The 22,221-nt window shown below is 63.4% G+C and carries 17 protein-coding genes and 2 tRNA genes; 5 read left to right on the top strand and 14 right to left on the bottom strand.

Annotated elements, in window-relative coordinates; genetic code table 11:
* Positions 1 to 5: 5 nt before the first annotated feature.
* Positions 6 to 1,949: a PrkA family serine protein kinase gene (locus tag KC8_RS15805; RefSeq protein WP_010123950.1), complete on the bottom strand. Its 1,944-nt coding sequence runs from the start codon at positions 1,947 to 1,949 to the stop codon at positions 6 to 8.
* A gap of 197 nt (positions 1,950 to 2,146) precedes the next feature.
* On the bottom strand, positions 2,147 to 3,319 hold the full coding sequence (gene purT / locus KC8_RS15800; RefSeq protein WP_010123951.1) for a formate-dependent phosphoribosylglycinamide formyltransferase: 1,173 nt from the start codon (positions 3,317 to 3,319) through the stop codon (positions 2,147 to 2,149).
* Between the two features lie 189 nt (positions 3,320 to 3,508).
* Between purT and KC8_RS15795 the strand changes: the two genes are divergently transcribed.
* Positions 3,509 to 3,808 (top strand): hypothetical protein, encoded by a 300-nt coding sequence (locus KC8_RS15795; protein ID WP_029624315.1) that lies wholly within the window; start codon positions 3,509 to 3,511, stop codon positions 3,806 to 3,808.
* A 154-nt stretch (positions 3,809 to 3,962) separates the two neighbouring features.
* Here the strand turns inward: KC8_RS15795 and KC8_RS15790 are convergent.
* The 6 genes from KC8_RS15790 to KC8_RS15765 all read right to left on the bottom strand — a co-directional run bounded on the left by KC8_RS15790 (position 3,963) and on the right by KC8_RS15765 (position 12,835).
* A tRNA-Arg gene (locus KC8_RS15790) sits at positions 3,963 to 4,039 on the bottom strand.
* A 126-nt stretch (positions 4,040 to 4,165) separates the two neighbouring features.
* Positions 4,166 to 8,707 (bottom strand): glutamate synthase large subunit, encoded by a 4,542-nt coding sequence (gene gltB / locus KC8_RS15785; RefSeq protein WP_050805354.1) that lies wholly within the window; start codon positions 8,705 to 8,707, stop codon positions 4,166 to 4,168.
* A 2-nt stretch (positions 8,708 to 8,709) separates the two neighbouring features.
* The gene (locus tag KC8_RS15780; protein WP_010123955.1) at positions 8,710 to 9,423 is read right to left on the bottom strand and encodes a DUF2059 domain-containing protein; all 714 of its coding nucleotides are present in this window, start codon (positions 9,421 to 9,423) and stop codon (positions 8,710 to 8,712) included.
* Positions 9,423 to 10,874, bottom strand: a complete 1,452-nt coding sequence (locus tag KC8_RS15775) for an NAD(P)-dependent oxidoreductase (protein WP_029624317.1) — start codon at positions 10,872 to 10,874, stop codon at positions 9,423 to 9,425. Before KC8_RS15775 ends, KC8_RS15780 begins: the two co-directional genes overlap by 1 nt.
* Positions 10,875 to 11,031: 157 nt before the next feature.
* Positions 11,032 to 11,835 carry an undecaprenyl-diphosphate phosphatase gene (locus KC8_RS15770; RefSeq protein WP_010123958.1) on the bottom strand — a complete coding sequence of 268 codons (804 nt, stop codon included), beginning with the start codon at positions 11,833 to 11,835 and terminating at the stop codon, positions 11,032 to 11,034.
* 67 nt (positions 11,836 to 11,902) lie between these two features.
* Positions 11,903 to 12,835, bottom strand: coding sequence for a complex I NDUFA9 subunit family protein (locus tag KC8_RS15765; protein WP_010123959.1), 933 nt, complete (start codon positions 12,833 to 12,835; stop codon positions 11,903 to 11,905).
* 108 nt (positions 12,836 to 12,943) lie between these two features.
* Between KC8_RS15765 and KC8_RS15760 the strand changes: the two genes are divergently transcribed.
* From KC8_RS15760 to KC8_RS15745, 4 genes are all read left to right on the top strand, one after another.
* Positions 12,944 to 13,030 (top strand) — tRNA-Leu (locus tag KC8_RS15760).
* Between the two features lie 173 nt (positions 13,031 to 13,203).
* Positions 13,204 to 14,439, top strand: a complete 1,236-nt coding sequence (locus tag KC8_RS15755) for a tyrosine-type recombinase/integrase (RefSeq protein WP_010123960.1) — start codon at positions 13,204 to 13,206, stop codon at positions 14,437 to 14,439.
* Positions 14,440 to 14,595: 156 nt separating this feature from the next.
* Positions 14,596 to 15,933 (top strand): DUF4365 domain-containing protein, encoded by a 1,338-nt coding sequence (locus tag KC8_RS15750; RefSeq protein ID WP_010123961.1) that lies wholly within the window; start codon positions 14,596 to 14,598, stop codon positions 15,931 to 15,933.
* A complete protein-coding gene (locus tag KC8_RS15745; RefSeq protein ID WP_010123963.1) occupies positions 15,930 to 17,387 on the top strand; it encodes an argonaute/piwi family protein in 1,458 nt (485 codons plus the stop codon). The genes KC8_RS15750 and KC8_RS15745 overlap by 4 nt, the downstream gene beginning before the upstream one ends.
* Before the next feature lie 95 nt (positions 17,388 to 17,482).
* Here KC8_RS15745 and KC8_RS15740 read toward each other — a convergent pair whose 3' ends face one another.
* The 6 genes from KC8_RS15740 to trbL are packed head-to-tail and all read right to left on the bottom strand — an operon-like array spanning position 17,483 to position 22,129.
* Positions 17,483 to 17,683 carry a helix-turn-helix domain-containing protein gene (locus KC8_RS15740; RefSeq protein WP_010123964.1) on the bottom strand — a complete coding sequence of 67 codons (201 nt, stop codon included), beginning with the start codon at positions 17,681 to 17,683 and terminating at the stop codon, positions 17,483 to 17,485.
* Between the two features lie 3 nt (positions 17,684 to 17,686).
* Positions 17,687 to 17,902, bottom strand: a complete 216-nt coding sequence (locus KC8_RS15735) for a DUF2274 domain-containing protein (protein WP_010123965.1) — start codon at positions 17,900 to 17,902, stop codon at positions 17,687 to 17,689.
* Positions 17,903 to 19,102: a TrbI/VirB10 family protein gene (locus KC8_RS15730; protein WP_010123966.1), complete on the bottom strand. Its 1,200-nt coding sequence runs from the start codon at positions 19,100 to 19,102 to the stop codon at positions 17,903 to 17,905.
* Complete coding sequence (gene trbG / locus KC8_RS15725) at positions 19,099 to 20,025, bottom strand: P-type conjugative transfer protein TrbG (RefSeq protein ID WP_010123967.1); 927 nt, start codon at positions 20,023 to 20,025, stop codon at positions 19,099 to 19,101. The genes KC8_RS15730 and trbG overlap by 4 nt, the downstream gene beginning before the upstream one ends.
* On the bottom strand, positions 20,022 to 20,828 hold the full coding sequence (trbF, locus tag KC8_RS15720) for a conjugal transfer protein TrbF (RefSeq protein WP_010123969.1): 807 nt from the start codon (positions 20,826 to 20,828) through the stop codon (positions 20,022 to 20,024). The genes trbG and trbF overlap by 4 nt, the downstream gene beginning before the upstream one ends.
* Positions 20,828 to 22,129: a P-type conjugative transfer protein TrbL gene (trbL, locus tag KC8_RS15715; protein WP_010123970.1), complete on the bottom strand. Its 1,302-nt coding sequence runs from the start codon at positions 22,127 to 22,129 to the stop codon at positions 20,828 to 20,830. The genes trbF and trbL overlap by 1 nt, the downstream gene beginning before the upstream one ends.
* Positions 22,130 to 22,221 lie beyond the last annotated feature (92 nt).

The following is a 22,221-nucleotide window of genomic DNA, read 5'->3' as shown; positions in this document are numbered from 1 at the left end:
CCTCCTCACCCCGCCTGCTTGACGCGCATGTACCATTCGACGAGGCGGCGGACCTGGCGTTCGGTGTAACCGCGCGCCGTCATCCGTTCGACGAATTCACCATGCTTCTTTTCGGTTTCGCTATCCTGCTTCGATCCGAAACTGATCACCGGCAGCAGATCTTCGACCTGGCTGAACATCCGCCGTTCGATCACGTCGCGGATCTTTTCATACGATGTCCAGGATGGATTGCGCCCTTCGTTGCCGGCCCGCATCCTGAGCGCGAACTTCACCACTTCGTTGCGGAAATCCTTGGGGTTGGCGATACCCGCCGGCTTTTCAATCTTCGACAATTCCTGATTGATCACTTCGCGATCAAGCAATTGCCCGGTGTCGGGATCCTTGAAATCCAGATCCTCGATCCACGCATCGGCATAAGCGACATAGCGGTCGAACAGGTTCTGGCCATAATCGTGGTAGGATTCGAGATAGGCCTTCTGGATTTCGTTGCCGATGAATTCGGCATAGCGCGGCGCCAGCTCGCCCTTGATATATTCCAGATAGCGGGTTTCGGTTTCGGTGGGGAATTGTTCCTGCCGCACCATCCGTTCCAGCACGTACATCAGGTGCACGGGATCGGCGGCAATTTCGGGTGTGTCATGGTTGAAAGTCGACGCCAGCGCCTTGAACGCAAAACGCGTCGAAATGCCGTCCATGCCTTCGTCGACGCCGGCCGCATCCTTATATTCCTGCATGCTCTTGGCGCGCGGGTCGGTCTCGCGCAGCGTTTCGCCGTCATAGACCCGCATCTTCGAATAAGCGTTTGAATTTTCATGCGCGCGTAGCCGGGTCAACACCGCGAAGCGCGCCAGCATATCGAACGTGCCGGGTGCGCAGGGCGCCGCCGCCAGTTCCGATCCGCGCACCAGTTTTTCATAGATATGCCGTTCTTCGGTGGCGCGCAGGCAATAAGGCACCTTGATCACGTAGATGCGATCGATGAACGCTTCATTATTCTTGTTATGCTTGAAATTCTGCCATTCGGATTCGTTCGAATGCGCCATGATGACGCCCGAAAACGGGATCGCGCCGATATTTTCGGTGCCGATATAATTGCCCTCCTGCGTCGCCGTCAGCAGCGGATGGAGCATCTTGATCGGCGCCTTGAACATTTCGACAAATTCGAGAATGCCCTGGTTGGCCCGGTTCAGCCCGCCCGAATAGCTGTAGGCATCGGGATCGTTCTGCGACAGCATTTCGAGCTTGCGGATATCGACCTTGCCGACCAGCGACGAAATATCCTGATTATTCTCATCCCCCGGTTCGGTTTTCGAAATCGCGATCTGGTGGGTGCGCGACGGCATCAGCCGCACCACCTTGAACCGCGAAATATCACCGCCAAACTCATCCAGCCGTTTGCGGCACCACGGGCTGAGCAACCCCAGCAACCGCCGGCGCGGGATGCCGAACTGATCCTCGATCGCCGCCCCGTTCACGTCGGGATCGAACAGGACGAGCGGGCTTTCGAAGATCGGGCTGATATCGTCGCCAGCCTTCAGCGCGTAGATGGGGTGCACTTCCATCAACGCCTTCAGCCGTTCGGCGAGCGAGGATTTGCCGCCCCCCACCGGCCCCAGCAGATACAGAATCTGCTTGCGCTCCTCCAACCCTTGCGATGCGTGGCGGAAGAAGCCGACAATCTGTTCGATCGTCTCTTCCATCCCGTAAAATTCGGCGAAGGTGGGATAGGTGCGGATCGTGCGGTTCATGAAGATCCGGCCGAGCCGCTGATCGCGTGCCGTATCGACGATTTCAGGTTCGCCGATCGCCGCCAGCAGCCGTTCCGGCGCCGTCGCGTACATCAAAGGATCCGCGCGGCACCCGCGCAGATAATCCTCCAGCGTCATTTCTGCCTGGCGGCGGGCCTCGTACGTCCGAACATAATCGGAGAACAGATCATTGGTCGCCATATCGACTCCTGCAGTAAGCAGCAGCACCGGCAAGCAATATACCACATCAGATGAAGGCTGTACGAACGAAGCGATACTTTCGACAATTTAACTGTCCCGATGCGGGAGGGCGTGTCGTTCGGGCCACACTAGCGACTGGTGCGCGATACATCAGGGGCGCATCGCTTCAATCTAGGCGGGCTGGGCACCGACCGAAATCAATCATAGGTGATCTTGATGCGCGCGGCCGCCTCGGCGGCGATGCGGCGGGCTTCGTCAGTGGTGGCGCCCGATGCCAGCGCCACCGCCATCCGCCGGTTCGTCCGCGTCGTCGGTTTGCCGAACACCCGCACATCGACATCATGGTCAGGCGTACCCAGCGCCATCGCATCGGCCACGCCGTCGATGTGGAAACCCTCCGCCTCGCGATCGGCCAGCACCACCGCCGATGCGGTCGGCCCGTGCAGGCGGATCGCGTTGATCGGCAGGCCAAGGATCGCGCGGATATGGAGATCGAACTCCGTCAGATTCTGCGACAGCAACGTCACCATGCCGGTGTCGTGCGGGCGCGGCGACAATTCGGAAAAGATCACTTCATCGGCGGTGACGAAGAATTCGATCCCGAAAATGCCATAGCCGCCGAGATTATCGACCACCTTGGCGGCCATCGCCTGCGCATCAGCCAGGTGCGCCGCACTCATCGGTGTCGGCTGCCAGCTTTCCTGATAATCGCCCCGTTCCTGGCGGTGGCCGATCGGCGGGCAGAACAAAACGCCATCGCGGGTGCGCACGGTGAGCAAGGTGATTTCATAGTCGAAGGCCACGAATTCCTCGACGATCACCTTGCGCCGATCGCCGCGCATGTTGGCGACGGCATAATCCCACGCGGCTTCCAGCCCGCTTGCGTCGGCGACCGTCAACTGCCCCTTGCCCGATGATGACATCACCGGCTTGATCACGCATGGGAAACCGGTGTGCGCGGCGCCGGCCCGCACCTCATCGAGATTTTCGGCGTAGCGATAGCGCGAGGTGCGCAGGCCCAGTTCGGTCGCGGCGACTTCACGGATGCGATCGCGGTTCATCGTCATGTAGGCGGCGCGCGCAGAGGGCACGACGGTGAAGCCTTGGGCTTCCACCTCCTGCAGCACTTCGGTGCGGATCGCCTCGACCTCGGGCACGATATAATCGGGCCGGTGCTTTTCGATCGCAGCGCGCAGCCGATCGGCATCGAGCATCGAGAAGGTTTCCTGCTCATCCGCCACCTGCATCGCAGGCGCCCCGGCATAATTGTCGCAGGCGACGACATGGCAGCCCAGCCGTTTGGCCGATATCGCAAATTCCTTGCCGAGTTCTCCGGATCCGAGCAGCAGCAGCTTGGCGGTATAGGCCATGAGATCAATCCATCCGTGGTTTGATGCTGGTTACACAGCGCTTGCCGCGATCTCAATGGATCGCCGCCAGCCCCCCACGCCGCCAGCCAGAATCCGCCTTGTCACCTTGAAGGCCATGCGCAATAATAAATAGCATTCATTTTGAAGGCCGCCTTCGTGCGGCGTGAATTGCATGGAGAGGACAAGAAGATGGCAAATGCCAATGGCCAGTGGGACTGCGTAACCAAGACACCGATGGGCGATCAGAAATCCGTCTTCACCATCGTGGCGGACGGCGATACCTTCACCGGCAGCAACGAAGGTCCGACGGGCGCGATGGAAGTGCTGGACGGCAAGATCGACGGCAACACGCTGACCTGGAAGATGAAACTGAAGATGCCGCCGCTGTCGTTTGACGCCACCGCGACGGTTGACGGCGATACGCTTACCGGTGCGGCCAAAAGCGGCATGCTTGGCACCATGCAGATGACCGGCACGCGCAGGGCGTGATGCCTTCGGCTCCGCCGGCCTGAACGCTGGCGGAGCAACCACGATCCGCGACAGGACCGCTTGTGCGGCACGCGCGATACCGTGGCCGCCTCCTGAATTTGCGCAATATAATGGGCCATGGCCCCACCGCCGTGCTGACACGCGGATCGGTGGATGGCGACCCCGGCGTGACTCGAACACGCAACATCCTGCTTAGAAGGCAGGTGCTCTATCCAGTTGAGCTACGGGGCCTGCTGCGGCTGGTTAGCCGCTTCACCCGCCGGCCGACAATGCCAAAGTCGCATGTCGCACCCGAAAACGAAGATCCTCTATCCGTCGTCCGAACCGGCATTGGCCCGGACGACGGATAAGGCTGGATCATTCCGCGGCGACGGCCGCCGCATTTGCATCTTCGTCGGTCAGCGGATGATCAAGCCGCGACACCATTTCGCGCGGGCAAACCTGCCAGAAATGATGCCGCCAGCGATCCCAATCGTCGAGAACCGTGTTCGACCATTTGCTGTCGGTGGCCACGGCATGTTCGGCGATCAGGCCCTTGAGCCGGGTTTCCCAATGGACCGACGCCAGGCGCTGCCACAGGATGCTTTCCGGGTTCGCCCGATCGGCGAAGTCACCCTGTTCGTCGAGCACGAACGCCATGCCCCCCGTCATGCCGGCGCCGAAATTCTGGCCGACTTGCCCCAGGATCACGGCGGTGCCGCCGGTCATATATTCGCAGCCATTGGCGCCGCAGCCTTCGACGACGACGGTCGCGCCCGAATTGCGGACCGCGAAGCGTTCGCCCGCCTGGCCGGCGGCAAACAGCTTACCCGCCGTCGCGCCATAGAGCACGGTGTTGCCAAGGATCGTGTTCGACTTGCTTTCCAGCGGCGACGACACGGTGGGCCGCACCGTGATGATCGCGCCCGAAAGCCCCTTGCCGACATAATCATTGGCGTCGCCGAACACTTCGAGCGTCAGCCCCTTGGCCGCGAACGCGCCGAGCGACTGGCCCGCGCTGCCGCGCAGGCGGACATGGACGTGGCCGTCAGCCAGCTTCGACATGCCGAAGCGGCGGACGATTTCGGACGAGAAACGCGTGCCGACGGCGCGATGCGTGTTGCGCACCGTATAGGTCAGCTGCATTTTTTCGCCGCGTTCGAACACGGCCTTGGCATCCGCGATCATCTGCGCGTCGAGGCTGTCCGGCACTTCGTTGCGGAAGGTCGGGATGTTGAAACGGCGCTTGTCGTCCGGCGCGTCGACCTTGGCCAGCACCGGGTTCAAGTCGAGATCGTCGAGATGTTCGGCGCCACGGCTGACCTGACGGAGCAGTTCGGTACGGCCGATCACTTCGTCGAGCGAGCGCACGCCGAGCTTGGCAAGGATTTCGCGCACTTCCTCGGCGATGAAGGTCATCAGGTTGATCACCTTTTCGGGCGATCCGACGAACTTCTTGCGCAGTTCTTCATCCTGCGTGCACACGCCCACCGGGCAGGTGTTCGAATGGCACTGGCGGACCATGATGCAGCCCATCGCCACCAGCGACAGCGTGCCGATGCCGAACTCCTCGGCCCCCAGGATCGCGGCGATCACGATGTCACGCCCGGTCTTCAGGCCGCCATCGGTGCGCAGCTTAACCCGATGCCGCAACCCGTTGAGCGTCAGCACCTGATTGGCTTCGGTCAGCCCCATTTCCCACGGCGTACCGGCATATTTCACCGACGTTTGCGGGCTGGCGCCGGTGCCGCCGACATTGCCGGCAACGAGGATCACGTCGGCATGCGCCTTGGCGACACCCGCCGCGACCGTGCCGATGCCCGCCTGGCTGACAAGCTTCACGCACACCCGCGCCCGCGGATTGATCTGTTTCAGATCGTAGATCAGCTGGGCAAGATCTTCGATCGAATAGATGTCATGGTGCGGCGGCGGCGAAATCAGCATCACGCCGGGGGTGGAATGCCGAAGCTTGGCGATCTGCGTCGTCACCTTGAAACCGGGAAGCTGGCCGCCTTCGCCGGGCTTGGCGCCCTGGGCCACCTTGATTTCGATTTCTTCGGCCGCGTTCAGATATTCAGCGGTGACGCCGAAACGGCCGGACGCGATCTGCTTGATCACCGAATTGGCGTTGTCGCCATTTTCATAGGGCTGGTAGCGCGACTTGTCCTCGCCACCTTCGCCCGACACGGCCTTCGCACCGATCCGGTTCATCGCGATCGCCAGCGTTTCGTGCGCTTCCGGAGAAAGCGCGCCAAGCGACATGCCCGGCGTCACGAACCGCTTGCGGATCTCGGTGATCGCTTCGACGCTGTCGATCGCGATCGCCTCGCGCGCCCAGTTGAATTCGAGCAGGTCGCGCAGATAAACCGGCGGCTGATCCTTCACCCCGCGCGAAAACTGCAGATAGGTCGAATAGCTGTCGGTCGACACCGCCGTCTGCAACAGGTGCATCAGCTGCGCCGAATAAGCGTGCGTCTCGCCGCCGTTGCGCTGACGATAAAAGCCGCCGATCGGCAAGGTCACGACGCCTTCGTCATAGGCCTGATCATGGCGCAGCCGGGCGGCGTACTGGAGCGAGGCATAGCCTTCGCCCGAGATCTTGGCCGGCAGGCCGGGGAACAGATCGTTGACCAGCGCGCGCGACAGGCCGACCGCTTCGAAATTATAACCGCCGCGATAGCTGGAGATCACCGCGATCCCCATCTTCGACATGATCTTCAAGAGACCATCGTCGATCGCCTTGCGATGCCGCTGCAGGCATTGTTCGATCGTCAGATCGCCGAACAGGCCGCGCTGGTGACGATCCAGGATCGCCGCTTCGGCCAGATAGGCGTTCACCGTGGTCGCGCCGACGCCGATCAGCACCGCATAATAATGCGTGTCGAGGCATTCGGCCGACCGCACATTGATCGACGCATAGGACCGCAACCCCTTGCGCACGAGGTGGGTGTGCACCGCCGCCGCGGCCAGGATCATCGCCATCGAGACGCGGCCCGGCCCGACATTCTCGTCGGTCAGGAACAGTTCGGTCTTGCCTTCGCGGACGGCCTTTTCGGCTTCGGCGCGGACATGCGCGATCGCCTGGCGCAGCGCATCGCCCTCATCGCTGAGCGGATAGGTGCAGTCGATTTCGGCCGCATGGCTGCCGAAATGATTCTTGAGCCGCACCCAATCGGCGCAATCCAGCACCGGTGAATCGAGCACCAGCACGTTCGACTGCTGCGCTTCGACATCGAGGATGTTGGCGAGGTTGCCGAACCGCGTCTTGAGCGACATCACCTGCGCTTCGCGCAAGCTATCAATCGGCGGGTTCGTCACCTGGCTGAAATTCTGGCGGAAGAACTGGCTGATCAGGCGCGGCTTATCCGAAACCACGGCCAGCGGCGTATCATCGCCCATCGACCCGATCGCTTCCTTGGCATCCTCGATCTGGGGCGCCAGGATCAGTTCCATATCTTCCAGCGTCTGGCCGGCGGCCACCTGGCGGCGGATCAGATCGGCCCGGTCATAGTGCGGCGAGGCATCGGCCACGGGGGCCAGATCGTCGATCGTCAGGAAGTCCTTGACCCATTCGCCATAGGGATGCTCGCCCGAGATGCGATCCTTGATCGCGCGGTCGTCGTACAGACGGCCTTCGTCGAGATCGATCGCGATCATCTGGCCCGGGCCCATGCGGCCCTTGCGGATGATCGAGCTTTCCGGAACCACAACCATGCCGGTTTCCGAACCGACGATCAGCAGATTGTCCGCCGTCTGCGTGGTGCGCAGCGGGCGCAGCGCGTTGCGATCGACGCCGGCCACGGCCCAGCGGCCATCGGTCATCGCCAATGCGGCCGGCCCGTCCCACGGCTCCATCACCGACGCGAGGTAGGAATACATGTCGGCATGCGGCTGCGGCAGATCGGCTTGCTGCCACGCTTCCGGCACCAGCATCAGCTTGGCGGTCGGCGCGTCGCGGCCCGAACGGCAGATTGCTTCGAACACCGCATCCAGCGCCGCCGTATCCGACGCGCCGGCCGGGATCAGTGGCTTGATCTCTTCCGAATGCTCGCCAAAGGCGAGGCTGGCCATCTTGATCTCGTGGCTCTTCATCCAGTTGGTGTTGCCACGGATCGTGTTGATTTCACCGTTATGCGCCAGATTGCGGAACGGCTGCGCCAGCCACCATTGCGGGAAGGTGTTGGTGGAATAACGCTGGTGGAAGATCGCGATACGCGAAACGAAGCGTTCGTCCTTCAGGTCGGGATAGAAAACCGACAGTTCTTCGGCAAGGAACAGGCCCTTGTAGACGATCGACCGGCACGACAGCGAACAGACGTAGAAGCCCTGGATCTGGGCCTCGATCACCTTGCGTTCGATGCGCCTGCGGATGAGGTAGAGATTCTTTTCGAATTCAGCCTGATCCATCGCATCGGGCAGCGGCCCGGCGATCATGATCTGTTCGATTTCGGGGCGGGTGGCCTGCGCCTTTTCGCCGATCACCGACACGTCGACCGGCACCTGGCGCCAGCCATAGATGGTGTAGCCGAAATCGATGATTTCGCTTTCAACGATCGTGCGGCAGGTTTCCTGCGCCGCCAGATCGGTGCGCGGCAGGAAGATCATGCCCACGGCCAGCCGGTTCGGCAGCGGGCGGTGGCCCGATCCCTCGATCGCATCGTCGAAGAAGCGCACCGGCAGATCGACATGGATGCCGGCGCCGTCGCCCGTCTTGCCATCGGCATCGACAGCACCTCGGTGCCACACCGCCTTCAGCGCGTCGATCGCCGCCGTCACCACCCGGCGCGACGCCTTGCCGTCGGTCGCAGCGACAAGGCCGACGCCGCAGGCATCGGATTCGCTGTCGGGGCGGTACATGCCTTCTTCGGCCAGACGGCGGCGTTCGGCATCGATGGCGGGGTTCGGCTGATCGTAGTTCATCTTCACATCCCCTCGGGGGTATTTTGGACGGCCTCAGCGGCCTGCTTCTTCGGCGGTAGCGGCAGATGCGCGGTCGCCTGTTTCGTTTTTTCGATGATGCCCGGCATCGCCTTCATCAATTCGGGGGTGAAGGCCTGCATCGCCTTGATCATCTCCGGATCGCTCATCAGCAGCAGCGATTCCCCCGCATAGATGCGGCCGGTTGGCGTCGCGAAAAACCGGTCGATATCGCCAAGCTGGGCCAGGGTGAAACGCTTGGCATATGCGGTGGCCATCGCCTGGCGCACGTCCGGCTCCACCTTGGTCATGAGCGTGGTCATTTCGCCCATCATCACCTGCATGGTGATCCGCATCCGTTCTTCGAAATGCGGGTCGCCGGCGCGGGCCAGATCATTGAGGCTGGCGTCGCCAAGCTTCCTGGCTTCGCTGGCGTTCGCACCGCCCATCGCCGCAAGATCGCTCGCCTTCATGTCGAACATGCTCGCCAGCATGCTGTCCATCATCGCATCAAGCGTGCGATCCATCATCTTCTTGTACGTGCCCAGCGGCCACAATTTATCGATCACCGGGCGCGCGGCAGCCAGCCGGGCAGGATCCGCCTTGTCCTTGGCGATATCGTCCGCCGTGCTATCCTTGCGTTGCTCCGTCACCCCATTCTGGGCGGAAACCGGCAAGGGCAGCGTGGCCAGCGCCAACGCCAGAACAAGGCGGCGCATCACGCCGCCACCTTGTCACGTGCGGCGCTCACCTTCGTCTTCAGGTAAGCGTGCATCCGTTCGGCGACATCGCGGCCGTCACGGATCGCCCAGACGACGAGGCTGGCGCCGCGGACGATGTCGCCGGCGGCGAACACGCCGTCCATGCTGGTCTGCATCGTCTTGTGATCGACGCGCAGCGTGCCCCAGCGGGTGACGGACAGTTCGTCGGCGTCGAACATCTTGGGCAGGTCTTCGGGATCGAAGCCCAGCGCCTTGATGACGAGATCGGCATCGACGCGGAATTCGCTGCCCGGATCGGGTTCCGGCGCGCGGCGGCCGGATGCATCGGGCTGGCCAAGGCGCATCTTCGCGACGCGCACGCCCGACACGCCCTTGTCCCCCGCCTCGAACGCTTCGGGGGCCGAAAGCCAGACGAATTCGACGCCTTCTTCTTCGGCATTGGCCACTTCGCGCTGCGAGCCCGGCATGTTCGCCCGGTCGCGGCGGTAGAGGCACTTCACCGATTTCGCGCCCTGGCGGATCGCCGTGCGGACGCAATCCATCGCGGTGTCACCACCGCCGATGACGACGACATTCTTGCCCTCGGCATTCAGGCTGCCATCTTCGAACGCCGGCACCGCATCGCCGAAACTCTTGCGGTTGGACGTGATCAGATAGTCGAGCGCATCGACCACGCCATCCGATCCCACACCAGGCGCCTTGATGGCGCGCGGCTTGTAGACACCGGTGGCGACCAGCACGGCATCGTGCTTTTCGCGCAGTTCCGCCATCGTTGCGTCGCGGCCAACCGCGAAACCCAGGTGGAAATGGATGCCGGCCGCTTCCAGCCGTTCGACGCGGCGCATGACGATCGGCTTTTCCAGCTTGAAACCGGGGATACCATAGGTCAGCAGCCCGCCAGCGCGATCGTGCCGGTCATAGACATGCACTTCATAGCCACGGGCGCGCATCAGTTCGGCCGCCGTCAGGCCGGCAGGCCCGGCACCGATGATCCCGATCGATTGGCCGCGATCGGCCAGCGGACGGATCGGTTCGACCCAGCCCTGCTCCCACGCGGTATCGGTGATATATTTTTCGACCGAGCCAATGGTGACGGCGCCATGGCCCGAAAATTCGATGACGCAATTGCCTTCGCACAGGCGATCCTGCGGGCAGATGCGGCCGCAGATTTCCGGCATGGTCGACGTCGCATTCGACAGTTCATACGCCTCGCGCAGCCGGCCTTCCGCCGTCAGCCGCAGCCAATCGGGAATATGGTTGTGCAGCGGACAATGCGTCGAGCAATATGGCACGCCGCATTGCGAACAACGCGATGCCTGTTCCTCGGCCTTCACCATTTCATACTTGCGCGAGATTTCACCGAAATCGTCGCTGCGCTCATCCGCCGGGCGCTTGGCCGGATAATCCTGCCCCACCCGAACGAACTTGAGCATGGGGTTGTCCGCCATGAACCAGTCTCCTTGCGGAGCGCCCATGACTCATAAAAACGGCGGAGTCACGCCGAATCTGCAATATATGGCAGTATAACTGTCTTATATATTCGATATTCCGTTGTCTTGTTGCGCCGACCGATTTCCCTACGACGCAACAAGGTCCGTATCGGCCCTATACCATCAACAACCAAACCAGCGCGATGGTGCCCGCAACAATGCGATACCAGGCAAACGGCGCGAATCCGTATCGGCTGACGATGCCGATGAACCAGCGGATCACGATCAGCGCGACGATGAACGACACCACGAAACCGACCGCGATGGCCATCCAGTCATCGCCACCCAGCGCACCGCCATTTTTGTAAAGATCATAACCCGATGCGGCCAGCATCGTCGGAACCGCCAGGAAGAAGCTGAACTCCGCGGCCGTCTTGCGTTCGACGCCCATCCCCAACGCGCCCATGATCGTGGCGCCCGACCGGCTTACGCCGGGGATCATCGACAGGCACTGTACGGCGCCGATGCCCAGCGCGGTCTTCCACGTCATATCCTCGACACTGGTGGTGGTCGGCGTGCGCACCAGTCGTTCGATCACCAGGATAGCGATGCCACCGACAATCAGCGCCACCGCCACGATCACCGGCGTTTCCAGCATGGCCTTCACCGCCTTGTAGACGATCAGGCCGATCACAGCAGACGGCAGGAACGCCAGCGCGACGTTGCGGGTGAACGCGATCGCGCGCGCATCCCGCCGCATCAGGCCGACCAGCACGTCCCAGAAACGCCGCCAGTAAATGACGATCACCGCCAGAATCGCGCCCAGCTGGATCACGATCTCGAACGTGCCGGCCGCGGCCGAATTGAAACCGAGCAATTCGCCGGCAAGGATCAGGTGCCCGGTCGAGGACACGGGGATGAACTCGGTCACCCCCTCCACGATACCGAGCAGGATGACGACGAGAAGTGCAGGCAGCATCAAGGCCTCTTTCGGACGCAAACGGCGGGAACTGGCCGAAGCGCCGAACGCGCCCCGGCGGGGGTCATCAGGCCGCGCTGGGCCGGGCGAAACGGCCGTGACGACGATATTGCACGAGCCAGCCGGGTGCCACGGCTTCCAGCGGGCGCGGATCGATGCCGAACGCCGCAAAGCCTTCGGCGCCGCTTGCCACCACATTGTCCTTTTGCAGCATCAGCCACTGATCCCAGGTAATCGGCGCACCCGGCGCCCAGCCGCCAAGCCGCGCCATCAGCCGCGCCGCGCCATCGGGAATCTGGACGATCGCCGGGGTGCGCCCCGTGGCGCGGGCGATCCAGGCGTTGAGATCGGCCATCGACAGCATCTCCGGCCCGCCCAGTTCGAAGGTCCGCCGCGCATAGCGCGCAGGATCAAGCGCGGCAGCGGCAATCGCACGGGCCACATCGGCCACGAACACCGGCTGCAAGCGCACCGAACCCCGGATCACCGGCAGCACGGGCATGCGGGCGAGCGCCGCGAATCGGTTCACGAACTGATCCTCCGGCCCGAACACCACCGACGGGCGAATGATCGTGGCATCCGCGAACGCCGCGCGCACAGCCGCCTCGCCTTCGCCCTTGCTGCGGCCATAAGCCGATTCGGCCGCCGCATCCGCACCTATCGCCGAAACATGGACCAGCGCGCCCACACCGGCGTCGCGCGCCGCTTCGGCCACGTTGCGCGCCCCCGCGACATGCACCGCATCGAAGTCGCCGTTGAGAATGCCGACCAGATTGATCACCACGTCCGAACCCGCCACCGCGCGGGCCACGCTGTCCGGCTTGGTCACATCGGCCGCGGCGAATTGCGTCTGCCCGAGACCGCCCAGCGACTTGATGAACCAGGCATGCCGGGGATCACGCTCGGCCAGACGCACGCGCGCGCCCGCGCTGAGCAATTCCTGCGCGACATAGCGGCCGATAAAGCCGCCGCCGCCAAACAGGGTGACCAATGCATTCATGTCCGAGTTCCCGAAGCCTGAGAGTTTTTTGATAAAACTCGCAATGACGCCCACGACGCGTGTTGACAAGCACCGAGAGCCTCCCCTAAAGGCGCGGCCCTACCCCGTGCCCAGATGGCGGAATTGGTAGACGCACCAGCTTCAGGTGCTGGCGATCGCAAGGTCGTGGAGGTTCGAGTCCTCTTCTGGGCACCAGTGACCTTTCCGGGAACGTCCGGAATCGTCCAGCAAGCGGCTGGTTTTCCAGCATTTTTTCAGAGAGAATCGCCGATTGGAATCCGGGCTCATCCGCCCGGAACCATCGGCATACCATCAACTTTGATGGTGTTTTTGATGGTTCCGGCGAGCCCTTTGGAACTGGCACCATCATGGCACTGAATCACATCCAGATCACCAACGCCAAGCCTCGGGACAAGGCCTACAAACTGGCTGATTCCGACGGGCTGTATCTTTTCATCCAGCCGAACGGCACGAAGCTGTGGCGCATGAACTATCGGCATCTCGGCCGGCAGAAGACGCTCTATTTCGGCGCTTGGCCCGAGGTGGGAATCGCTGCAGCACGCCAACTGCGTGACAAAGCACGAGAACAGATCGCCGCCGGCCTTGATCCCGCCGCCGAAAAGCGGATCGACACCCTCGCGCGCAAGGTCGCCGCGGACAACACCTTCAAGACGATCGCCGAGGAATGGGTGGCAAAGAATGAGCGGGAGGGCCGCGCGCCGATCACGGTCGACAAGATTCGCTGGCTGCTCGGTATGGCCTATCCGATGATCGGCACTCTCCCGATCTCGAAGATCACGCCGCAGGAGGTCCTAGCCGTCCTGCGGAAGGTGGAAGCGACCGGCCGTTATGAAAGCGCGCGTCGGATGCGCAGCGTGCTCAGCCGGGTGTTCCGCTATGGGATCGCGACGGCACGAGCAGACCGTGACGTCGCCGCCGATCTGCGCGGCGCCCTTATCACGCCCAAGGTCCAGCATCTCGCTGCCATCACGACGCCCAAGGAGGCAGGCGGCCTATTGCGCGCGATCGAAGGCTATACCGGCCACGAGATCACCGCGATCGCGCTTCGACTGTCACCGCACCTGTTCGTGCGGCCTGGCGAACTGCGCAGCGCTGAATGGACCGAGTTCGATACACAGGAAGCAGTCTGGTCGCTCTCGGCAGAGAAAATGAAGATGCGCCGGCCGCATCGGGTGCCACTCTCGCGCCAAGTGCTCGATGTGCTCGAAGAACTCCGCGCCCTGACGGGTGATGGGCGATTCCTCTTCCCCTCGTTCCGCTCGCCAAAGCAGTGCATGTCGGAAAACACCGTCAACGCGGCGCTCCGGCGGCTCGGCTACAGCCAGGAAGAAATGACGGCCCACGGCTTCCGAGCGATGGCTGCGACCCTTCTCAACGAGATGGGTATCTGGAATCCCGACGCCATCGAGAAGCAACTGGCCCACCTCGACACGTCGATGGTGCGCCGCGCCTATACCCGCGGCGAATATTGGGACGAGCGCGTCCGCATGATGCAGCACTGGTCCGACTATCTCGATCAGCTGCGGGACAGCGCGAAGATTCTCCGGCCACAATTCGGTAGGGGCCGGGACAGAGGAGCCTAGGGGAGTCGGCGTCTACGCCTTCTCTGCCGCTCAGCGCGTGGCGAACGATGGCTTTTGTTCGGGCAGGCAGCTCACAAACCTGTTTGTCTCCAACATTGCACAAATCAATGCTGGTGAGGAACGCACAGAGAACGCTATGCTTCCACTGGAGGAAGCATGAAGAAGATCGGTCGTAGCGACATCATAGGCCAGCGCGGCATGGCTCACATTGACGGCGTGGTCCATTCGATGGGCTACGTCTTCTACCCGACTGGCGGCGTCGAGGCCGGCATCGACGGCTACATCGAGCTTCGGGACGAACAAACGGAGGTGGTCGGCAACCTCCTGCTGCAAGTCCAAGGCAAGTCGACCGAGCGCCAGCGACTTCAGGCGGAGACCGATGACGGCTTCGAGTTCCCGTGCTCCGAGAACGATATCTCCTACTGGTTGCACGGTACCGCTCCGGTGCTGCTCATCGTCGTCCTGCCGGAGCGGGGCACTGCCTATTGGAAATCGATCAAGGAGTGGTTCAGGGACCCCGAGCGGCTGAAGGCGCGGAAGGTCGTCTTCGACAAGAAGCACGACGTGTTCGACCGCAACGCGAAGCAGGCTATAGCGGCGATTGCGCTCGCCACTGCGCCAGGCGCGGTCGCCCCGAGTGCGCGCATCCAGGAAGACTTGCTGGTCAACCTCCTGGGGGTTTCGTTCGGCAAGACGCTCTACTGGGCTCCAACGGACCATGCCACAGACAAAAGCTTCGGCGCGGCGCTCCGCGAGATCGATCCCGATGCCGGCGGAGAGTGGATCGTCCGGAGCAAGTCGGTGCTGTCCTTCCATGACTTGGATCGCTGGCCTTGGAACAAGCTATGCCAAGCGGAAGCGATGGAGGAGTTCGGCACCGACGAGTGGGCGGACAGCGAGGACGAGGATCGGCAGCGCGACTTCGTGGCGCTGCTGAACCGGGCGATGGGGAGATTCGTTCAACCCGCGCTCTGGCATGACCGTAACAGCGGCGCCTACTACTTCCGCAAGCCCCGCGACCGCGACAAGCTCCGGTATGCCTACAAGAGCCTGAAGAGCTTCGTTCCTCGGGATGTCGTGAAGCGCTACGGGAAGCGGCGCGACGACCCAACGCTGCCTGCCTACTTCCGGCATTCGGCGTTCCTTCACCGGTTCACCAGGCTCGGAAGCGAGTGGTATGCAGAGATCACGCCGACCTACCATTTCACGCGGGACGGCTACAAACCTGATGAGCTTTTCGGGGGAGAGCGGCTGAAGAAAATCAAAGAGTTCGAGAACAACGCGGCGGTCATGGGCCAGTTTGTGATGTGGAGGCACTTTCTCACCACCCATGGCGCGGCGACGCTCTACGCCGACCAGTATCCATACCTCGGTTTCTCGGTGCTCGATCCGCTGTGCCTCGATGTCGGCGTTCCTGATGACCTCTGGAAGTCGCAGGAGGGGGACCCGGATTCTCCCCTGTTCGACTGGGCCCAGGCGGAAGCGGCGTCGTGAAGCTGAGCCACCTGATCGAGCCGCCCCTCGAGTTCGGCGGGGCGATGCGGCATGCCGACATCAGGTTCGGCCTGATGGACTACGGTCCATTCGATGCCGGTATGGAGGGCGCGCCGAAACGTATCAAGATCGGCATCGTCGGAAGCGCCGAAACCGTTGAAGGCACGGCCCGCTGGCTGGAGAACTGCCGATCGGGGTTCGAGGCCAAGGCCAGCCGCCAACCCAACCTATTTCCGGCCTTCCCCGGCCTGTCTTTCGAGGAGGCGTTCCGGTGCGAGTTCGTCACTTCGGACGAACTTCAGCGTGTTCTGCCGCCGAAGGAGATCGCGAGGCTAGCCGCCGTTCCGGGGCAGCGGGAAATGACGAGGGCCGTCGTGGAGAGTATCTCCGACGAGATCGGCGTGCTCTCCGAGCGGACGACGAAGCCGGATGTAGTGCTGGTCGCGCTACCCATCGAGATAATTCAGCGGACCTACAACGCCAGAGCAGCGACGTCGTCTGAGAACGATGAGGACGGAGGGGACGAAAGTGGTCCTGAACTCGACTTTCGGGGTATGCTGAAGGCGTCCTGCATGCGGCTACATCTGCCGATCCAGCTTCTGTGGCCCACGACCTTCGATCCAGCCTACAAGATCCCGCGCAAGCTGAAGGAGAACAGCGACCGCCGGACGCAGGACCCGGCCACGATTGCTTGGAACCTGCTGACTGCCGTCTACTATAAGGCGGGAGGGCTACCTTGGCGCCTTGCTCGGGATGCGCGACAGTTGCGAACCTCGTTTGTCGGGCTCAGCTTCTACCGCTCGGTCGACGGCGAACATGTCCACACCAGCACCGCGCAGATGTTCGACGAGCGCGGCGAGGGTCTGATCCTGCGAGGCGGTCGGATGGTGGAGAGCGAGGAGGATCGACGGCCGCATCTCACAGCCGAAGACGCCTACGAGCTCCTCCGGAACTCTCTTAAGGTGTTCCGACAGCAGCACGGCCACTATCCGGCGCGTGTCGTGCTTCATAAGACATCGCGTTTCGATCGGAATGAGTTGGCGGGCTTCCACAAGGCCATCGACGAGCGTGACATCGACTATGCCGACCTGATTTGGGTGCAGAAATCGATGACACGACTCTACCGGCTCGGTGTGTATCCGCCCTTGCGGGGATCGCTGCTCCGCTTCGAGAAGGACCAGGCCCTCCTCTACACCCGCGGCAGCGTCGAGTTCTTCAGGACATATCCCGGCATGTATGTCCCGAGACCGTTGATGCTACGGTGCCAGGCGCTGGGCCAGCCTCTACAGCATGTGGCGGCCGAGATGCTGGCCTTGACCAAGATGAACTGGAACAACACCCAGTTCGACAATGGCCTTCCGATCACGATTGCAGCGGCGAAGCAGGTGGGCGAGGTTCTGAAATATGTTCCCGAAGGACAAGAGATTGCGCCGCGCTACAGCTTTTATATGTAAGAACGATCAAAGGTTGGCATGTCGATTGGTCGAATGACCGGTTTCGCCGCGAATCGATGCTTGAGCAGCAAAGGCGGGATCACAGCTGGTAGTTCTTAGCTGTCGACCAGCGCTTTAAGGCTCCTAAATGGGATCAGGGTGGTGCGGCCGACTTTGACGGTCTCCAGGTCACCCGCCTGTATGAGTTCATACAGCCGGGAGCGGCTGATGCCGGTGAGCTGCACTGCCGTCGAGATACGAACCGTCAGGGGCTCAATGACGACGGCGCTCGGCTGACGTTCGGTGTTCTGCGCCATCGCTCAAGCCTTTGACCTGATGCGCGCAAAGCTCTTGTCGCTCTCGAGGAAAGCGCCAAGCATGGCAGGGATAAGTTCTGCAACCGGCTCATCGCGTGAATAGGTTTTGGCATAGAGCGCGGCATATTCATTCAGCGCGTGAAGGAGGTCGGGCATTACCGAGATGGTGAGCTTCACCGGGGTACGATCAGGCAGTTGCGGTAGCTTGATGTCGGCCATTTATTCCCTCCCGTCTGCCGGAGGAGCAAATATGAGATCCTTATGCACCACGAGCCGAACCGGAGCGCCGGGACGTATGGTGATCGTCGGCTGGATTCCGAGATTGCGCTGCGTGATCTGATCGCCGGCACGCGCGACATTGTCCTGCGTCGACATCCGGATCGCCTGTACGAGGTCGCTCTGCCCGGACAGCGCCAGCTCGGAACTCATCCCAAGCAACGTCGACAGGACAACGCCCTTCAGAAGCTGCCACGTGTGGAAGTCGACCTTATCAGCGAGGCCGGCATAGCCGGACGGGTCGGTCGCCGGCACGTTGTCGATACGCAGCGAACTTCCGTCTGGCATGATGATGCGCTGCCAGACGATCAGTGCCCGCTTCTGGCCGAAGGCAACGACACTGTCATAGTTCCCGACGAGCCGGGTCCCCTGCGGCACGAGGAGGATGCGCCCGGTCGCGCTGTCGTAGGTGTTCTCCGTGACCTGGGCGGTGACCAGCCCGGGAAGGTCGGATCGCAGGCCGGTGATAAGGCTCGCCGAAATCACGCTGCCGGCCGACAGCGTGTACGGTGACGGCAGCGCCGACAGTGCATAGGGATTGATGTCCCCCTTCGAATCCCGTTTGCCGACAAAGGCGGCCTTGCGCCCCTGCGCGTTTGGGTCCCGATCGGGATCGAGCGCGACCTTGTCCGCCTCGCTCGCCGGTGCGGGCGGCGGCGCGGCCGAAGTCGGTTCGGTCGGGGCCGAGGTCTGTCGGTTCTGCACAAGCACCCCGGATTCCCGCGCAGCCTTTAGCTCGGCTAGGCGGCGCTCGCGTTCGGCGGCCTCCGCCTGCTGAAGCTGCTGGCTGCCGGGATCCACACCGGTCACCAGCTGCTGCTGGCGTTCGAGGATCGGCTTTCCGAGATCGCCCGGGAGCGGCGGACCAAGCCGAGGCACATCGCCATACGTCGCGGGCGCGTCGCTCAAGCCGTCGCTCATCGGCCGGACGTTCGGCTGCGACAGCTCCTGCTGGGTTTCACCGTGCTGGAACAGGCGCGGTTTCAGCGCCATCCATGTCACGGCGATGAGACTGACCGACCCAATCGCGGTGATCGCGATGATCACACCGCGCTTGAACCGGATGGCGCGCGGCGGACGCGCGCGGATCGCGAGCGTTTCCGGGTCGAGCTTCGCATTCTGCGGGGGGGCGCTCTCGGTCACGACGCCCTCCGCCGCGTGTCGGCCCGACTGATCCGCACGATGTCCTGCCGCTTCAGGCCAAGGCGGAGCTCGGCCGCATCGAACAGGCGGTCGACGACATAGTATCGCCCCTGCACGCGATAGTTGACCAGCTGAGCCGCCCCTTTCGCATCGACGAGGAAGAGAGGCGGCGCTTCGCCGGTGCCGAGATCGGCCGGAAACTCGATGAAGGTCTGACGGCCGTCGTCGAAGGCGCGAACCGGACGCCAGGCCGGCCGGTCTCCGGAGATCACGTAGTCGAAATGGAGCTGATCGACCGACAGCCCGGTCGCGACCGGCTGAGCCGCTCGGGCGCGATCCGCGGCCGCCTTCAGCGCGAGGAGCTGATCCTGCGGATAGGTCCACGAGATCGCGACCATCGCTGAGCGGCCGGCGCTGGTCAGCGACAGATGATAGGTCCGCCGGTCGGTCGTGATGATGATGTTCGTGGCAAGCCCGGGCGCAAACGGCTTCACGAGCACGTGGGTGCGCCTGGCCTCTCCGGCCCCGCTAGTCGTGTCACCGATTACCCAGCGGACGGTGTCGCCCGCGGCAACGGCGCCCAGTGCCTCGCCCGGCTGCAGCGCGATGTCGGTCACCTGTCCGGGAGCGGTGAGCACGTGATACACCGCACCCTCGGCGAACGGATAGACCTGCACCGCATTGATGTAGCCCGAGGTCACCGGCTCCAGCGTCGCCGCGCGATTGGCGGCGCGCACCCGCAGCTCGGCCGGCGACGGCGGCAGACGTCGGCGCGGCGCCGCCGACGACGTGATAGCGGGAATCGGAGCTGCCGCGACCGGCGCCGCAACGGGCGGTATCGCGCTGGTCGATGATGGCGGCGCGGTCTGGGCCGCGGCGCTGCCGGCGCTGGCGAGCAGCGCTGCGAACAGGGGGAATCTCATTGACGGGTCTCCGCTTTGGGTTGCTGTGGCTGGGCGAGGTTCGGATCGAGCGGCGATCCGAGCGGCAGGGCTGCTGTCGGCGTCGCGGTGGGGCGTGGCAGGCCTGGCGCGGTCGTTCCCGTCTCAAGCTCGCGGCTCCAGTCCACCGCATCGACGTAGAGTCCGAGCGGATTGCGGCGGAGCGCGTCGGCGGTGGGCGGCGCCTTGAGCACCACGGTCAGGATCCCGGTCCAGTGGGTGGAACCTGCCTGCGCACCACGCTCGTAGGCGGTCTCGACCCACTTCACCTGGAAGGAACGATCCGATGCCCGGACGACGCTCGTGACCTGGACCGACACGGTGCGTTCCCCGACATGCCCGAACGGGTCCGCAGAGCGGGCATAGTCGTCGAGGAAGACGGCGCCGCGCTTCGTCGTGAAGTCGTAGGCCGACAGCCAGTCCTGGCGCATCAGCACTGGATCGAGCGACACCGACCGGACGCTGATGACGAAGCGGCCGAGGAACCATGCGATCTGCGGATCGGTGGGATGATAGCCGGCTTCGGCAGTCGTCACGGCGCGCGGCTCGCCGAGCCTGTCGACCTCGACGACGTACGGAACGACCCGGCTCTGGACCGATTGCCAGAGCAGCCCGCCCGACAGTGCGGCTGTCAGCCCGAGGCATCCGAACGCCATCAGCCGCCAGTTTCGCGCCTGAATCCGGGCAGAGCCGATCCGGTCATCCCACAGCTGGCCCGCTCGCTGGAATGGGGTTTCGGGGATGGGCGACCGCCCATAGCGTTGCACGGCTCTCTTGAAGATCATCAGTCTTCCCTTTCCTTGATGTCGGGAGTGGCACCGGCGCCGCCGCGATCGCCTTGACCGATCGCGTGGATGGCCGCCTGGCGGTGGTGTCGGGCGGATGCCTGATCCTTCATCGCGCGCGCCCAGCCGGGCATGCTGCGGGCGTCGGCCCCGGCGGCCGCGCCGGGTGACGTTCTGCCGACCATGGCGTTGAACGCGCCCTGCCGTCCGGCCTCGGCGGGCTCGCCAAGACCGAGCGCGGCAGACATGCGTGAGCGAGCCGCGCTCGAAGCAGCGGAGGTCACGCCCTTCATACCGGCGCCGACCGATGCCGAGCCGCTCGCTTCCTGACCCAGCTTGTAGGCGGTGCCCGCGGCGGACCCCATCGTGGTGCCGGCGCGAACAGCACCGAGGCCCGCCGCCGCCAGGCCGCGCGCGGCGCCTGCAGCACCTGCTGCGCCGAGCACGACGATTCCGCCGGCTCCCAGAGCCGTGCCGAAGGCCGATCCGGCGCCGAGCTGCGGCGCACCGGAGACGAGCCCCGAAGCGATGCCGGGGCCGAAGATGCCGAGACCGAACAATGCGAGGCTGGCGAGCACGAGGCTCAGCGCCTGGCCGATGTCGGGCTCCTGACCCTGAAGAGCGGTAGTGAACTGCGAAAAATAGTTGGAGCCGATCCCGACGATCACGGCCAGCACCATCACCTTAATGCCGGAGCTGACCACATGACCGAGCACACGTTCGGCGAGGAAGCTCGTCCGGTTCCAAAGGGCGAACGGCACGAGGATGAAACCGGCCAGCGAGCTCAGCTTGAACTCGAGGATCGTGACGAACATCTGCACAGCGAGGATGAAGAAGGCGAGGATGACGAGCAGCCAGGCGATGAGCAGGACCATGATCGTCAGAAAATTGTCGAAGAAGCTCGTGAACCCCATCATCTGCGAGGCCTGTTCGAGCAGCGGCCAAGCGGCGGAGAAGCCGGTCCCGGCGAGCCGTCCCGGCTTGAGCAGGTCGGCGGCCGCCATGCCGCCGCCGCCGGCGGTAAGCCCCGCCTGCGCGAACGAGCGGAAGATGATGTCGGCGAGCGTGGAGAAGCTGTTCAGGATGAACGCGAACGCGCCGATGTAGAGAATCTTGCGGATGAGGCGCCCGAGAACATTGTCCTCGCCGCCGAGCGCCCAGAACAGGCCAGCCAGCGTGATGTCGAGTGCGATCAGCGTGCGACTGAGAAAGCTCACGTCACCACCGAGAAGGCCGAACCCACTGTCGATGTAGGTGATGAAGGCCTGCATGAACTGGTCGATGACGTTGAGGTCGTTCACGGTGATGCTGTCCTGACGATCTGTAGAAGGATGCCGCGGGGCGCGCCTGGGGGAGCTGCGACGCGCCCCGCGGCGACGTCGGCGGAGGGGCG

Source organism: Sphingomonas sp. KC8 (assembly GCF_002151445.1).
GTDB lineage: Bacteria > Pseudomonadota > Alphaproteobacteria > Sphingomonadales > Sphingomonadaceae > Sphingomonas_E.
This window is presented reverse-complemented; position numbering and strand designations above follow the sequence as displayed.